General features: G+C 45.0%; 16 protein-coding genes and 1 pseudogene. 2 read left to right on the forward strand and 15 right to left on the reverse strand.

The features are described from left to right. Positions 1-21 precede the first annotated feature (21 nt). From RsY01_RS07345 to RsY01_RS07355, 3 genes are all read right to left on the reverse strand, one after another. Positions 22-660, reverse strand: a complete 639-nt coding sequence (locus RsY01_RS07345) for a carbonic anhydrase family protein (RefSeq protein WP_094784907.1) — start codon at positions 658-660, stop codon at positions 22-24. A 222-nt stretch (positions 661-882) separates the two neighbouring features. Continuing rightward, positions 883-1,908, reverse strand: a complete 1,026-nt coding sequence (locus tag RsY01_RS07350; protein WP_157905799.1) for an ABC transporter permease — start codon at positions 1,906-1,908, stop codon at positions 883-885. Then, a complete protein-coding gene (locus tag RsY01_RS07355; RefSeq protein WP_094784909.1) occupies positions 1,901-2,644 on the reverse strand; it encodes an ABC transporter ATP-binding protein in 744 nt (247 codons plus the stop codon). The genes RsY01_RS07350 and RsY01_RS07355 overlap by 8 nt, the downstream gene beginning before the upstream one ends. 79 nt (positions 2,645-2,723) lie before the next feature. Between RsY01_RS07355 and RsY01_RS07360 the strand changes: the two genes are divergently transcribed. Together RsY01_RS07360 and RsY01_RS07365 are read left to right on the forward strand one after the other, a co-directional pair. After that, positions 2,724-3,125, forward strand: a complete 402-nt coding sequence (locus tag RsY01_RS07360; protein WP_094784910.1) for an HIT family protein — start codon at positions 2,724-2,726, stop codon at positions 3,123-3,125. A gap of 62 nt (positions 3,126-3,187) precedes the next feature. Continuing rightward, positions 3,188-3,418, forward strand: a complete 231-nt coding sequence (locus RsY01_RS07365; RefSeq protein ID WP_094784911.1) for a hypothetical protein — start codon at positions 3,188-3,190, stop codon at positions 3,416-3,418. A 27-nt stretch (positions 3,419-3,445) separates the two neighbouring features. Here the strand turns inward: RsY01_RS07365 and RsY01_RS10920 are convergent. The 12 genes and pseudogenes from RsY01_RS10920 to RsY01_RS07425 form a co-directional block, all read right to left on the reverse strand. Beyond that, a pseudogene (locus tag RsY01_RS10920) lies at positions 3,446-3,925 on the reverse strand (IS630 family transposase); the annotation flags it as partial. 14 nt (positions 3,926-3,939) lie between these two features. Beyond that, positions 3,940-4,302: an IS630 transposase-related protein gene (locus RsY01_RS07375; protein ID WP_094784913.1), complete on the reverse strand. Its 363-nt coding sequence runs from the start codon at positions 4,300-4,302 to the stop codon at positions 3,940-3,942. 100 nt (positions 4,303-4,402) lie between these two features. Next, complete coding sequence (locus RsY01_RS07380; protein ID WP_094784914.1) at positions 4,403-4,729, reverse strand: hypothetical protein; 327 nt, start codon at positions 4,727-4,729, stop codon at positions 4,403-4,405. 408 nt (positions 4,730-5,137) lie between these two features. Next, positions 5,138-5,824, reverse strand: coding sequence for a 50S ribosomal protein L1 (gene rplA / locus RsY01_RS07385; RefSeq protein WP_094784915.1), 687 nt, complete (start codon positions 5,822-5,824; stop codon positions 5,138-5,140). 172 nt (positions 5,825-5,996) lie between these two features. Next, positions 5,997-6,422: a 50S ribosomal protein L11 gene (rplK, locus tag RsY01_RS07390; RefSeq protein ID WP_003139488.1), complete on the reverse strand. Its 426-nt coding sequence runs from the start codon at positions 6,420-6,422 to the stop codon at positions 5,997-5,999. Between the two features lie 191 nt (positions 6,423-6,613). Further along, the gene (locus RsY01_RS07395; RefSeq protein ID WP_094784916.1) at positions 6,614-7,183 is read right to left on the reverse strand and encodes a hypothetical protein; all 570 of its coding nucleotides are present in this window, start codon (positions 7,181-7,183) and stop codon (positions 6,614-6,616) included. 2 nt (positions 7,184-7,185) lie between these two features. Continuing rightward, positions 7,186-7,695: a hypothetical protein gene (locus tag RsY01_RS07400; protein WP_094784917.1), complete on the reverse strand. Its 510-nt coding sequence runs from the start codon at positions 7,693-7,695 to the stop codon at positions 7,186-7,188. Between the two features lie 39 nt (positions 7,696-7,734). Continuing rightward, positions 7,735-8,268: a hypothetical protein gene (locus RsY01_RS07405; RefSeq protein ID WP_133063198.1), complete on the reverse strand. Its 534-nt coding sequence runs from the start codon at positions 8,266-8,268 to the stop codon at positions 7,735-7,737. A gap of 16 nt (positions 8,269-8,284) precedes the next feature. After that, positions 8,285-8,884 carry a PA14 domain-containing protein gene (locus tag RsY01_RS07410; protein WP_094784919.1) on the reverse strand — a complete coding sequence of 200 codons (600 nt, stop codon included), beginning with the start codon at positions 8,882-8,884 and terminating at the stop codon, positions 8,285-8,287. A gap of 24 nt (positions 8,885-8,908) precedes the next feature. Beyond that, complete coding sequence (locus RsY01_RS07415) at positions 8,909-9,481, reverse strand: hypothetical protein (RefSeq protein WP_094784920.1); 573 nt, start codon at positions 9,479-9,481, stop codon at positions 8,909-8,911. Between the two features lie 73 nt (positions 9,482-9,554). Further along, the gene (locus RsY01_RS07420; protein ID WP_094784921.1) at positions 9,555-10,124 is read right to left on the reverse strand and encodes a hypothetical protein; all 570 of its coding nucleotides are present in this window, start codon (positions 10,122-10,124) and stop codon (positions 9,555-9,557) included. A 65-nt stretch (positions 10,125-10,189) separates the two neighbouring features. Further along, a complete protein-coding gene (locus RsY01_RS07425; protein WP_094784922.1) occupies positions 10,190-15,850 on the reverse strand; it encodes an RHS repeat domain-containing protein in 5,661 nt (1,886 codons plus the stop codon). Between the last annotated feature and the right edge of the window lie 239 nt (positions 15,851-16,089).

Genomic DNA, 16,089 nt, shown 5'->3' on the forward strand with positions numbered 1-16,089 from the left:
ACGAAATCTGAGGGGTTTTACTTAATCTTCAATACGATAAACATCGCGATCTTGCGTTGCTTGGATATTGCGGTAATTGCTGCGTAACTTATCTTGTAACAAATCTTTTTCAGCTGGTGAAATTTTAATCGGCTCCTCTAAAATCAGCCAAGTAATCGTTTGGTTCAATGGCGGTGTCGTCATGGAGCCTTTATACGTCCAGAAAGTCTGATTTTCAGGTAACAATTTATTAATATCAAAGTCAACCAATTTATGGGGACTATTTAACAGCGTCTGAATACTGTCATCTGTGCAAGCTTCATCGACATCCGCAAAAACAGCCAGAACGAGCTGGTTAATGTCCACACTCTCAAAAGCAAAATGAATCTCTGCTGCGTGCCTTTTACCATTGACCAAATGCTCTGCGCCGTCATGAAAATGGAAACGGTTGAGCATATATTCATGGCCACGCCACTGCAAATCGCCATCGGCATAAATCTGAATCCCAATCGGCGTATCTTTGACGATGACTTCCTGATCACTCGGCAAATTAATCTGCAAAGACGTATCAACCTTAGCCAGCAACTGATCCGTCCGCACATCAATCGGCGACTGAGGAATCAAAGTATGATCAGCAAGCGCCCATTTTTCCTGGTGCCTGTAATCGAGATGTTTCATCATGGCAACTCCTTTAATGATGAGCGGGAAACCCGCTAATAATTTCAATGCTTAACGTTTAATCGTGTCGAAAGCAAGCACTGAATGACGCTTTGTCTCGCATTTCTCAAGCGCTATCTTATCTATCATACCATATTTTGAGTTAATTATTCGGCAGAGAAGTCCCAAATATTTGCTGCCCTGCCTCCTAAATCTGAACAACAATAGCGAAAGGCGCGCTATTGGTCATTTTAATTTAAATTTTGGATATAGCACACCCAGAAAGACAGCAATTGGCACGAAAGCAGCTGCCAGCAGTTTATTCTGGAAAGTGAGCAAACTCACCACCAACTCAACCAGACACACCACAACTGTCAGATGTCGAATCAACTTGCCCGCCGCCAAATTTTTAGCACTTGCTTTGAGCGGATAAAGATGGGTCAACATTTGATAATCCTGAGATTGACGAATCGGCAACAGTTGAAAAACGAGTAAGTAATCAAAAACTAACGCAAGCAATAAAGCAAAAATATCCGAATCAATAAAGATGAGCGACAGTACCGCAAGCCCTAGCAAACGCAACATCAGCAGCCAATAATCTCCACTCCGCAAAAAAGTTCTGATAAAAAGATAATCATAGGTCATTTTTGACTTGGGCAGCAAGATATCCAGATACTTGCGCCGTTTGGCCTGTTGTTGTAAGCCCTTGACATCTGTAAACTGGCTAAATATCTTGAGCACTGCATTTTGGCGATTTTTTTCATAATTAATGAGCGCTTGCCACTGAATCAGCTCATTTTGGACAAAGGACTGTGCTTTTTTCGCGAGCAGGACATACTTGATAACGATTAAGACGATAGCCCAGACCAGCGTGAAAGGAAGGGGACTTTTGACAAGCGGACTGATGATAAGCGTCACCAAAACAATCACAAGCGCTGGAAAGACCAGCGATTTTTTCACAGTGCTTGTCAGATAGGCTTGAACAGCCTTTTCTTTTGCTAAGAGAAACTGTTGGTCTGCACGTTCGACAAAGGTTGCTAGTCGTCCGAAAAAGAGCACCATGAGAGAGACCAGAATAGCGATGCCATAGCCCGGCAACCAATGCTCAGGTAAATTTTTCAAGAAATCAGCGTATTGATAGGCCGAAAAACCAATGAGAAACATGAGGACGAGGACAAAATGGTCGTTGAACACATAACGGAGGTATTTGATAGTTTGCGCCCGCCAGTTTCCACGCCGTTTGGCAAATAAATCATTGATGTCTTTAGCCATGCGCCTGCCAACTTTCATCTGTCAAAGCAACATAAATCTCATCAAGACTTGCCTCAGGCAGGTTAAACTTCGTACGTAAAGCTGCTAAATCACCATCTGCGATGACTTGCCCCTCATGTAAAACAATAAATTTGTCACAGAATTTCTCTGCTGTTGACAAAATATGGGTCGACATCAAGATAGACGCTCCCGTTTTTTTCATCTCTAACATCAGGTCAATCAAATCGTTGATGGCAAGGGGATCCAGCCCCAAAAACGGCTCATCGATGATATAAAGAGATGGCTCTGTCAAAAAAGCACAGATAATCATCACTTTTTGCTTCATACCTTTAGAAAAGTTCGCTGGAAACCAGTCCAATTTATCAGAAAGTCTGAAAGTTTTCAGCAATTTTTCAGCACGTGCCATGGCCACCTCTGGTGCAACATCATAGGCAAGCGCCGTGACTTCGATATGTTCACGTAGGGTCAACTCCTCATATAAGGCTGGCTGCTCTGGAATAAAACCAATTTTCTTACGGTAGCTTTCTGCATCCTCACGAATGGTCAAACCATCCAGCAAAATCTGTCCTTGATAAGGTGTCAGCAGCCCAATAATCTCCTGAATTGTCGTCGACTTTCCAGCTCCGTTTAGGCCAATCAGCCCAACAAGTTCACCATCATTGACCGTCAAATCGACCGATTTCAAAACGGTCGTTCCGAAATAACCACCTGTTAAATTTTCTATTTTTAATGTCATATGCGCTCTCTATACTCTTTTTGCCATAAAATGCTATAATATGATTATAACAAATTCTAGTAAAGAAACGGTGAAATTCATGACAGATTGCATTTTTTGTAAAATAATCGCTGGGGAGATTCCCTCATATCAAATTTATGAAGATGACGATGTCCTTGCCTTTCTTGACATCACGCAAACGACAAAAGGCCATACCTTGGTGGTTCCCAAAAAACATATCCGAAACGTTTTAGAAATGTCCGCTGAAGATGCCGCAACCTTGTTTGCTAAAATCCCGAAAATCGCTGCCCACATTACCCAAACACTGGGCGCAAGCGGGATGAATATCCTCCAAAACAACGAGACTATCGCAGGTCAAACTGTTTTTCATGCGCATGTTCACTTGATTCCGCGCTATCGCAAAGATGATGGTTTCACGGCTAGCTTCACCGAACACGAACTTGACTTAAAGGCACTTCAAAGCACTTTAACCACCCCTTAATCCCTAGAACAATGGTATCAGACACCTGGTACCATTAACTTAAAGCAGAAAGGAAAGTTGACATGAGCATGATCGACTATTTCAAAGACTTAAAAGCAATCGGTGGCGACTTGATTTCAGAAACCGCCGAGGCTAAAAAACATTTAGATACCGTCAAGTTTGAGCTTGGCTATGCACAGTTTGTCCTAGCAGACATCAAAAAAGATGTCAAAGCCTATCAGTTTCAAGCGCAACCCCGCATCGATGCCATCAACACATTATCGACTAAAATTCAAAACGAGCTCTCAAAGTGAGAACTCGTTTTTTATATACTCTTTTAGTTAAATAAAAACTACACTTTGTATTGCCTCGGAAATTGTCTCAAATTTATTTGAACACCGCTTAATTTTCTCTTTCATAACACCAAAAAATTTTTCAATAGGATTTAAATCTGGCGAATATGGTGGTAGAAATAAGAGTTGAATAGCTGTGCCATACCAAGCGTTAAACTGTTTGATTAACTCAAACAAAACAGCTTTCCGATGAAATCTAGCGTTGTCCATCACAACCACTGCACAGGGGTCTACTGACCATAGGAAAATTGTTTCAAACCAATGTTCAAAATTATTTGAATTACAATTTTCTTCTGTCAAAAACTGGGCAAATGGCTTGAAATTAGAATCTAAAGCACAAAAAATATTAGTTCGCTTGAAACGTTTGCCACTACGTTCTCCAATCGTTGGTTGACCTTTAAGCGACCATGATTTCTCTTGGACAAGTGTCTTTGAGATGCCACTTTCATCTAAGTAAACGATGCGGTCATCTGAGAATTGCGCTAGTTTTTCTGTGTATTCTGATCGTTTTGTTTCATCTCGTTCTCGGTAGAGAAACTTCTTTTTTTAAAACTGAAATTAAGTTTCTTCAAAGCCTTCCAAACAGAAACATGACTTACTTTAAAGTGTTCACCCATTTCTTTGAGTGTCCTATCTGGATTTTCAATCACAAACTGTTTTAGTTTAGTGGGATCTAACTTTTTGAAATAAGTTTTTCGACTAGGGCTTATATAATCGCTACTAGCTCGTTTTTTAAAATTATAGTATGCTACCTGAGAAATATCGAATTTGCGCAATGCCTTGCGTACGCCATGCTTTTCGCCATAAGCAAGAACTTTATTTTGAGTCGTTTTATCATAGGTCATACTTCTAGTATAGCATACGTAAACTATCTTTAGTTAAACGAGTATATCGTTCAAGTTTCACCTTGAAATTTTTTATCGTTATCGTGATAATAGGGTGTGTTTAAAGCTGATCCCGAGCAAACTTACGTCCCCATAATCCCCCGAATAATTCAGCGATTAGCATCGCACCAATAAAAATCAATAACATACTCGTGTTTTGAATATAGCGAAACGTATGGTTAGAAAACCAAAGGATTACTATAATCGCCAACAAACAAACATTTGATGCGATGATCTCTTTGATTTTACCGTCTTTTCTCAAGATAAAGGTTAAAACTAACATGCCAACAAACATCGCATAGTCACCAATTTCTATCATTTCAAGTAACTGAAATGTATATAAAACAGTAAAAGCAACTGTGATGTAGCCTCCTATGAATTTCAACATAACATAACCCCCTTAACATTAATAATATCAGAATTCTAAATTCAGGTCAAGTGATATTAAAAACGCAGAAAAATACGATTCACTCACGTCTCAATCTATAGATGGCAACGAGCAAACACACACGAATATTAGCCCGGCATCAAAGGTTTAGCTTGACATCTATCTATCTTATTCTAAATCTTATCCAAACTTTCCCCCAATGTCAACTAAAATAAAAATAAAAAACAATATTATTTTCTTATTATGACAAGATTAATTAAAGCAAATACGGCCTACCCTTTTCAATATAATACTACCAATTTCTTTTAATAACAATCTGTTATTTTCAATTCATCCTCACTCATTTACCAAAACTCGCCAAACAAAAAAACCATTCATAACGGAATGGCTTCTTAAGATTTGCTCGAATTAGAAGTTTGGATCTACTTTGATACCAGGACCGAAAGTCGTTGTGACTGTCAAGCTTTGGATGTAAGTTCCTTTAGCAGTTGCTGGTTTCGCAGCAGCGATAACCGTGTTGATGGCTTTAAAGTTTTCAACCAATTTTTCAGTTTCGAATGACACTTTACCGATAGCAACGTGTACGATACCCGCTTTTTCAGCACGGTAAGTGACTTTACCAGCTTTAACTTCTTCAACTGCTTTCGTCACGTCCATTGTAACTGTACCCGTTTTAGGGTTAGGCATGAGGTTACGTGGTCCAAGGACACGTCCAAGACGACCCACAACAGCCATCATGTCAGGTGTTGCTACGACAACGTCGAAATCAAACCAACCACCGTTGATTTTTTCAACGTATTCCATTTCACCAACATAGTCAGCGCCAGCAGCTTTCGCTTCTTCAGCTTTTTCGCCTTTAGCGAAAACCAAAACTTTAGCTGTTTTACCCGTTCCGTTTGGCAAGACCATTGCGCCACGGATTTGTTGGTCAGCTTTTTTAACGTCGATGTTCAAGTTGTAAGCCACTTCAACAGTCGCATCAAATTTAGCGAAGTTTGTTTCTTGCGCCAATGCCACAGCTTCTTCAACTGTGTATACTTTAGTCGTCTCTACTTTTTCCAAAGCAGCACGTAATTGTTTGCTTTTTTTAGCCATTATTCTTTCTCCTTGTGGTTTTAGCGGTTGCAAGCAACCTGCCACCGCTTCATCATAGTCGATCGGTGGTTGACATCATTCAGACCTCAGTCTGAAAGCAGTATTTTTGATACTCTCTATCATTCAAAATGATCCAAAGTCATGTCTGAAATTATGACAGAAAAATCGAAAATTAACCTTCGACAGTGAAGCCCATTGAACGTGCTGTTCCTTCGATCATGCGCATCGCAGATTCGACAGATGAAGCGTTAAGGTCTTCCATTTTAGTTTCAGCGATTTGTTGTACTTGTGCTTTGGTAACAGTTGCCACTTTAACAGTGTTTGGTGTACCAGAACCTTTTTCAACGCCTGCTGCTTTTTTAAGCAAAACAGCTGCTGGTGGGGTTTTAGTTACGAAAGTAAATGATTTATCTTCGTATACTGAGATCACAACTGGAATGATCATGCCAGCTTGGTCAGCTGTACGCGCATTAAATTCTTTTGTGAAGCCCATGATGTTGATACCCGCTTGACCAAGTGCTGGTCCTACTGGGGGAGCTGGTGTTGCTTTTCCGGCTGGAATTTGCAATTTAACGATGTTTTGTACTTCTTTAGCCACGATAATTTCCTCCTAATAATGATTTCTTGCGAAATCTCTTCTCGTGATGTGGTTTAATGGGCGAATGCCCTCCCACGCAGTCTGCTTCTTATTAAAGCATACCGTAATATTCTACCGCTATTTTTGTCGTTTGTCAAGTTTTTCGGTCAATCAAAAAAATCTGTCACCTAACGCGACCAGATTTTTTGCTTTTATCGCTCGCCTTGAGTCGCACGACGGCGTTTGCTGGCAATAAGCACCAGACTAAACACCAGCCCTAAGCCGAGTAAACTGAGCCAAACACGGTCAGTCTCTGACAGTTGAGGGATTGTCGCTCCTTGCCCTTGTGTAGGGGTTGCTTGGGGAGACTGTTGCGGTGATTGCGGACTAGACTGACTTACGACTTTTTCAAAAGTCAGCGTGACCGTCCCATCCGTCCGGATTTTCGACACTTTCATGCCACCCGCCTCTAGCTGATAGGCTGGCGTTACCTTGGCAAAGTCTAAGGCCGCTTTCGTCAACTGCCCATCCACCGGCGTGACCGTTAAGTCACTCGCATAGGGCAGCTCGACTGTCGTTTGATTTTGGTAGGTCTGCGTGCCAATCTTGAAACTCCCGCCCGTCATCACGACTTTGACCGTCACTTTTTCAGGGACGAGCGTTTCCACCGCGAGATTGGCAACTTGATCCGTCTGGCTCTCGTCCAACGTATCCGCTGATGCGAGACCTGAAACGAGAAAGGCTGCCAAAATCACGAGGATACTGATGATTTTCTTTGTCATGGCTAGCCACCTCCCTTCACAACCTTGACCGAATAACTGAAATTGCCCCTGAAAGTGCCGCCCGTCGTGATGCTATCCCAGTCAGACGACTGCACCACTGACACATGCGTCGATTTTCCTGTCTTAAACATGCCGATGATGGCATTATCACGCGTGATTTTACTATCATCTTCAGCGCGTCGATGCTCTATATTTAAAGTCTCTTTACCATTTGTTAAGCCGACTAGCCCATCAGGAGGGGCATTGACCGCTAAGAGCTGAATTTGCTCGTCCTCTTGAAGCATAGCATCCACCGTAATCGCCAAATACTGCTTACCCGTCTCCAAATGTTCTAAACTCAATTTCTGAGGGATAGTCACAGTATAGGTGGATGGCACTGTGACCGCCAGAGGTGCCGAAAATGTTTGACTATCCTGTGTTGCAGCCATGCTCACCACCGAATACACCAATGTCAGCCCCATCAGCATGATACAAGAGAAGAACTGAGCCTGTCTCTTTTTTTGTTTTAACAAAGCTAGCCCCTCCTTTCTACTATTTGCATGAGGTGTGTATTAGCTACCTAGTGTGTAGATGACTGAGAAGTCCACTGTGCCAGCGTGTTCACCCGCAATTGTTGCGCTTGCAAGACTAGGCACATTCACATAGACAGTCTCTGTCAAATCAGTCGTTGCTACACCAATTTCCGCACCTGTTTTTGTAAGAATTGTTGTATTACCGCTAGTATAGGGTGTTTTCGAAGCACCATAAGCAAGGGTGAATGGAATCGTAGAGGTATTTGCGCTATAAGTCTTAATCGCTGCCAATGTACTGGTCATCTTAACCTCTAGGCTGCCGTTCGCGTTCAGTTGTGAGTCTTTAGAGATGGCAACATTCGCATTCTGCTCAGCATTTGCTGCTGTAAAGCTAAATGACGCTGGGATTGTGATGGTATAAGTCGGTGCGACTGTCACGGTCACATCTGTTTTACCATCTTCACTACCTCCCCAAGAACCGTTCGTATAAGTATCCGCAAAAGCTGGTGTCACAAGTAAAGTCACGCCCAAAGCAAGACCCGCTAGGCTAGTTAATTGTTTTTTATTCATCATATCCCTCCTTATGCGCTTATGTGTTATTTAAAGCAACTGTGAAAGTAACCGTACCCGTGTGGGTACCGGCGACATCTGCCTTTTCTGCTTGAGCTGCCGTTACTGCTGCCTCTACATGAGCAGAAAGCGCATCGCTACCAGTCGTAGCATCTAGCGCATCTTCTGATGTAACTGCCGCAATCTGAGCACTCGTTTGTTCCAATACAGTCGTTGCTGTACCGCCAACCGACGTGATAGGCGTTGGCGTACCTGTCGTTGCACCAATTTTACTGGTATATTGAACCGTAAACGGAATTGTTGAGGTCATCCCCAACGTAGCCTCAAAAGTTTGACTAGCGCCCAATGCCACCGTAATCTTTTTGCCGTCCTCAATCGTTGAGTTACTGTTGATAAAGACATTATTGGCAGCACCGGTATAAGTACCGTTTGTCGGTGCAGTCAACGTTCCGGGAATGACGACCGTATAGTTTGAAGTTACGGTGTAGTCAACAACCGTTTTTCCGTCATCTGTTCCCCAAGACCCATTCGTATTCGTATCTGCCAAAACTGGCACTGCCACTAAAGCGCTGGTCAGTACCAAGCCTGCAAGCGATTTGCGCAATGTTTGATTTTTCATCTGCTTACTCCTCTATTTTAGGGACTATGTCCCTTTAGTAACTGCAAACTGAATAGTCCCTGTATGCAGACCTGCAAAGCTAGCAGTGGCGATTTGAGCTGTTGTTGCTTTAGCCTTGACCGTCGCTGACAGTGCTGCCACACCAACAGTAGCAGTCTCCCCAGTACTGTCTTCTGCCCCAATCTCCGTGCCTGTCTTGCTTAACAAGGTCACTTCAGACGCCAGACTGCTAACCTCAGTCGCCGTACCCACACCATTCGCCTGATGGCTAATCGTCAAAGGGATTTCTGATGTCCCATTCACTGCTTTAAACGTTTGAGGTGTCGGCATCGTCACTTTCACTGTCTCTGTCGCGCCCACCTGTGAGCTTGTCTTGATAAAGACATTATTGGTGTCGCCGACATAAGTATCTGCTGCTGTAATAGCTAAAGCTGACGGAATAACCACCGTATAAGTCGATGGTACCGTGTAGGTCACATTCGTTGTGCCCGTAGCTGATGCTCCATTTCCTGGGGTATTAACATCCGCATCAGCCGTACGACTCAACAAGACTGCCGCTAGGCTCATTCCTAGCCCGATTAACATTTTCCGTTTCATCTGCTTTCCTTTCTAAGATTTCACTTGATGAAATCTTGAAACTTGACCTGCGCTTTCGCTCAAAGTCGCTAGTTTAGTTGACGATTAATTTCGTATGCACATCCATGCCATTCATGGCGGTATGACTCTTATCTAAACTCTTGGTGTGGTTCTCGATGACGATCGGATACTCCCCTTGCTCAAAGCCATGGGCGAGCGTCTGATCGTTGATAAATTTGCCCGGGGCAACATCCCCAGATTCATAAAGCACCTCGCCCTTAGCACCCGTTTTCGGGTCGACTTGGCGGATAGTAAACTGGATATAGCACGGATTGCCCTTGGGATTTTCCAAGGCGAGGTGCATGTCAGTGGCTTGTACCTTGAGCTGAACATCAGGATAACCTCTGATTTGGATACTCTCCTGTTTGGCGGGCGTGCTGGCTTTTTCTTGCTTCGTGTCGCTTTGTGCGCTGTCTAAATTCAGCGCATTTTGTAACGTTTGAGGTAACTTCTGTGGGTGTTTCACGAAAAATGCGCTCCCCCCAACCATCAGTAAAACGAGTAGTGTAATCAGTAGTAACAAGCCACGTTTTTTCTTGCGCTTGTCGTCTGTTGACCCCGCTGTTTCAACCAGCGTGTCTGTGTTTTCGGGTTTATTTTCCAAATCCTACTCCTTTCTTTTATTTAAGTTATCAATTAGTCGTTGACTTTCAGCTTCAGCGTTATCCTTCATTCTTCATCCGGCAAAGTCAAGCCAACTTCGAATGTAATAGCGCCGGTATAGTTGCCTGCGACCTGTGGCGTACCAGAGACGATTGCTGAGAAACCTTGCGCTGCGCCAGTAGTCGTCGTTGCTAAACTATCTGCCTGTGCTGCCGTAATTGATTTGACAATACTGCCACCAGTAAGTGGCGTAGTGTCAGTGAGTTTCAGGCTATAAGCCATAGTCGTACCGGCGTTGGTCAGCACCGTACTGTTAGCATTGGCTACTTTAAGATTAATCGTACTACCTTGCGGTATCGTCCGTTGGCTACCATTCCAAGCTTTAATCGTCACATCAGCACTAGTGCCCGAGGTGGTACCTGTGATAGTCGCCGGAATTTCTACCGTATAAGTCAGTGCTTCATGACCTTTCCAAGTCACAAGGCGTGCCAGACTATTCGTGCTATCAAGATTAGCTTTGAAGTTCGTAAACAAGTTGGACTGCGTTGTAAAGTTCGTCTGACTTGCCGCATCGGTCACGACGACTGAGCTACCACCACTTGTAAAGTCTGCAGTGCCCGTATTCATCTGGTGTGACGTCTGAGCGTTATAGCCAATCCGTGAGAAAGTCGCATCCGTAAAGGATGTCGTGTAGGCCTGCGGACTGTCTTTCATCAAATAGAGACTGCCCGCTGCTTCTCTCGTGTAGCCACTGGCGCCGATAGAATTATCGACAACCGCTGCCGATTTCACACGGACATGGTAGGCTTGCGGTAAAAGCAAGACGTTCACTTCTTCTGATGCGAAACTTGAGGTCGTGGCTGGTGTTCGTGCATAGAAAATGCCGGAATACAAGCCACCCTTAGTCGTCGATGGACTACCGTTATAAAGCGCCCCGTCATTTCTGACCTCAATCGCACCTGTACTACTAATCGAGCCAGAGCCATTATAGTAGATTGACTCGCCGTTTGGCGTCAAGTTTGGTTTGGCTGAACGTACATAGATAAAGTCTACCGGCTCACTGGCTGGGTAGTCGTCATGCGCTAAAGCTGTGGCGGTCAGTGCTAAGGTTTGCGTTGCTTCATCGAACTGATGCGTCACGGATGTGCCTGATGTTGCTGTAATCCCGCCAATCGTCACGCCATAAGCTGACGTAAAGCTCAACGTTTCTTTAAAATAGTCGACAAAGTCATTTTTATCCGTCGGCGCTGCCACTTGTGTCCAGAATGTCTTGGTCACCGTGTCACTCTGGGTGTGGTTGCCATTACCACCATTATCTGCGACAATTCGGAACATGACGGTGTAGGTCGTCGCAGATTGAAGAGCTTGACCATCACTGGTCTGGGTCATTTTGATGTGCTGAATCGCCTGACCTGACTCCGACGTTGATACGAGTGTCAAGCTCGTCGGATTGACCCAGTTGACCCCACCATTGGTCGAGATTTGTAGCGTTGATGCGGTCACCTCAGCGTCTAAAAGCAGATTGAAGTCAAGACTGTTTTCTGTCACGCTGTAGGTCAGCCCTTTGGCATCTGTCCCACTCGCCACTTGTGAGGCTTGGGTCGCAATCTCAGGTGCTGCCCATTTGGCTTGCACGATATTGATGCGAACTTCAGCTGACACTTCGGTTGGCGTTTGGAGGACACCATTGGTATCTTTGTCCTCACTATAAGCCAGATTAATCCGAGTGGTATAGAGACCGACTGGGGTGGTGTTGATATTATTAGAGGTACTGCTCGTCGGAACTTCTGGTGTCCAATTCCCCATGCTAGTAACACTCCCCAAGATAAGATTGAAGCGGTCATCTGTTGCACCACTCAGAATCTGGTTTGGAGAGACAAGGTTAGCAAAGTCGCCAAAGATGAGGCTACCTCCATTACCACCAGCCCCGTAAGTATCTGGCTGATTATCGTCACCTGTAAAGCCGAAGAGGCCGAGGTTATCGAATTTCATAGGTGTACCGGTTGTTGGCGGTGCTGTGGTATATTGCACATCTAGCCAGTAGTTTTGACTGCCTGTGTTTTCTAGGTTGAGCGCCTCTTTTCTCACACCAGCTGGGAAAGAACTTGGGGCTAGCCCCACTGTTTTAGGACCTAGCTGACCGTATGGCACATCGCCGAAGTCAACACTTGACACTAACATAGGCGTTGAGTATTCTAATAACTTAGAACTTGGGGCGTTTGTCGTTGCCGCAAAAGCAAAGTTGTAGATGTTGCCATCTTGATGGTTGGTATAGGTTAAATCGTTGTTAAGCGTCATCGTGCTAGGGAGACCGGCGCCGTTGATGACCGATCCATCTTTTTCAACCCCGCCGACCTGAATCGTCTCCGTGCCGTAATAAGTGGCAAAAACCATGTTATCGGTGCCTGACGGCGTAATCGTTACCCCATCGCCACTGACATTTCTCCGAATCGGTGCAGCGGGGCGCTCGATAAGCGTCGTCTCAGCGATACGACCTTTGAAAGCCGTATTCGCGATAGCCGCCGTCCGACTTGACAACGTCAGTGCGGCATTCCCCGTCCAGCCAAGACTGGCAAAGGAACTCGGCGCCGCACCAGCAGCCACAGCGCTACTCGTCGTAAAGGCATCATGACTGAGTAGGATGGCTTGACCGCTTGTATTGCCCACCACTTCGGCAGGATAATCGACCTCAACCTCATAAGCCTCCGTCGCAGCCGTCGTACTCTCATTGCCCATGCTCAGAGCTGCAGGGCGTTGCGGCACAGCCAATGTCCGCTGAACCCCTATCGTCCGTGTGGTATCCGCCATGTGTTTGGTGTAGCTGAGCGTCCCCTCTGCTTGATAAGGGTGGGCTGTATCGTCTAGCGCCGGTGTCAGACTGATGGGCTGTGTATTCGACCCCTGCACAACAGTCGTGGCGCTTGTCCCAAGATAGTAGTTACCACCACTTTCTAAGCGATAGTCGACATTGCCTTGCGTGTTATAACCGGCAGCCCCTGACAGACCGTTAGTCAAAAGATTTTCATTGACATAATCGATAACGAGCGGGTCAGGTGCCGCGAGCGCAACAATCGGTAGGTCGTAATGAGCACCAAACTGCAGGATGACATCATAGTCGCCGTCGGTTGGTACGCTAAAGGTAGCGGTTGACTGACTGCTGACATCGACTGAGCCTTTCAGACCGGCCACTGTGCCGCGGGTTTTATCAAAGGCGATGGCAGTTGTGTTAGCTGGAAATGCTAACCCGCCCCCGCGGTAAGTCGCATCATAAGTAATCGTGATTGTATCTGTCCCTGCATCGTTATCTTCATCATCCACCCTGCCAAGACTTCGGGTGATTTCACTTTTGCCCAGCGCCAGATTGGTCACCGCATTGGTAATCGTGACAGGCGTTGCAATCATGACAGGATCCCCCTCAGAAAAGCCTGATGGGATATTATCGCCAGCCTGATAGGTTTCAGTCGGCGAATAAGTCGCCTTGGCATAGTCAAAGGTGAAGAAGGACTGCGGTTTGGCAATGACGACGTAAGGATTATCTCCCGTTTGAAGTGCCAGATTTTCAAAGACCACTTCACCGTTAGCATCTGGCGTCACCCAGTCGCTAACAGCACTCGTCGTGATTGGCTTGCCTGTACTATCCACCGCCAAAAGCGCATAGTAGTTGCCAAGGTTGGCTTGGCGAATCCGAACGCGCCCTTTGTTTATACCGCCATCATGATAAGCGCCTGAAAGGATATGCCCCTCAACAGCCGGTACGGCAATGGTCGTGTCCACCCAAGCGTCCGTATCAAGGACATCGAGTGGGGTGACATTGGAGCCAGTTTCGACTTGAATGGCAGCCTGCGGGATGGCGATGATGCGGTAAGTCCGACCGACGCCGAGATTACCAAAGGTAATGCTAGCGTTGGACGTCGTGAACCAGTTATCACCCTCTCCAAGACTGGTGTCAATCGTCGCGTCTGTCGTGTAACTCCCAACATTCGCCACGTATTGTGCATAACCCTGTGAAACATCTACCAAGGCATAAGCGTAGTCAGCTTTCGTGCCGCTGACTGTGAGCGAATTATTTCCTGCATAGGTTTGCGTTTCACTGATGGTCGGTTTGGCAATTGGTTGGAAAACGACTTGATCTAAGCCATTATCACTGACTGTATTATCAGCCGAAAGTGAGGTGAAAGCCAGAACAGTTGCCCCCTGTGTTTCAGGAATCGTCACATAACCGCTTTTTTTACTGATACTGCCATCAGTTCGCCCTGGTTGAACCGTGCCGTCATTACTAAGAAACAACTGAACTGGGTCACCACCATAAGTGGCTGCCGTAAATTGATTGGTCTTATTTAAAGCATTAATTCGTGCTAAAAAGTTAGAATTAACCGGCACATCCGAACTGCCAGATAAGTTACTAACTGATGGACTAGTCACACCGGGTGTAACCCCAGCAGCATCATAAAATGATTTTTGCCAGTCATAGGCACTTTGCCCAGCTGGTTTTTTGGTGTAATCAAACGTGTCGGGGAAAAGAATACTTCTGGCAATATCAAAGAAGTAGTCCGTACCGAACTCTTGCCCCCAAATATCCGACATGAAATGTGGATCCTTTGTCGTTGAGTTGGTACCTTGAGCCCCAGGGTTCATCCCATAAGGATAGACACCATAGTTCGTACTGCCACCAGAACTCATATAAGTCGTATCAAATTTAAAGGTTTGATTTCCATTATCCTTATCATCATCAGCTGAAATGTTGTCTGTCCCATCCCAGTAACGATTAAGGATAGTCGGCGAATAGTCACTCTCCTCCAATTTTGATTTCGCAACAGTAAATCCCAAGAAATCTTTTTCAACAGCAGGCCCGGATGTCTCTTGGTTGCAGCTTGTATGAATGAAAGAAAACTCATAAATCTTCCCTGGTACAGTAGAAATATCCTCAACTTTTGAAGAATTCCCTACGGCATACATATCGTAACCTCGTTGGACACCAATATCAAACTGATACCGAGAGCTTAGCACATTGTTCGTAGCGATGTACTCCTGATTCTGCAGGGACATGTAAAACAGAGTCGTGTCCAAATAAGGCTTAGCAGTCCTGAGTGACACGTTGTTATCTCTTGGTGGAAAGATATAGTAATCTGGAATAACGTTGTTACCTGAAGGATTTGTACCATCTGTTTTTCTATTATACAAGTTTGCCCGAACATCCAATTTCGCACGTTTAGACCGTACCGTTGTACTGGCACCACCCGATGTCGTGTTGGTGATTTCGACATAGGCGTAGTACGTGCCGACAGTCGTTGGCGTCGTGGCGATAAGGATATTAGAGCTGGCGGCTTGTGTGCCGTAACTGCCCTGATAGTCCGTATTGCCATCGCCGTTGGCGTCTTTGCCATTATCACCCCAAGTGCCTGACGTCGCATTATCCGTGCCATCGAGATAGGCGTCGCTCGTATTGATAAACCACGCATAGCTCAGCACACCGCCATCAGGACTGGCAGCCGTGACATACTCCCGCAACCCACGATGATGGAGGGCATCGCTCTGAATATAGAGACTGGTGTGATCAAGCCCTTTTTTAATGACCGGCGCCGCAGCCGTTCCTGTGACTGCCTCGATTTTATCCGTGCCAGACAGACCTGTTATTGGTAGATAATTGACGAGCAAAACAGCGACCATCAACCCACGCGTCAGACGGCTGAGGGAACTGCTCATCCTTTTTTCTGTTTTTAGCTTCATACTCGTGTTCTCCTTTCTATTTCTAATCGAAATGCCAAACTATTTTCTGACATGAGAAAATAAGCTGTTTCAATCTTATCAAATTGCAAAAATAGCTGTTGTCTTGTCTTGTGTTTACCATAGACCTAACCTCGTCTCAAGTAGTCTTCCAAACATATTACTCTTTTAATTTACTCATATATCTATTATACCTCTAATTTTCTTAAAATAAAAATGATAAGTGAACTTTTCGACCTAAA

It is taken from the genome of Pseudolactococcus reticulitermitis (assembly GCF_002260845.1).
Classification (GTDB): domain Bacteria; phylum Bacillota; class Bacilli; order Lactobacillales; family Streptococcaceae; genus Pseudolactococcus; species Pseudolactococcus reticulitermitis.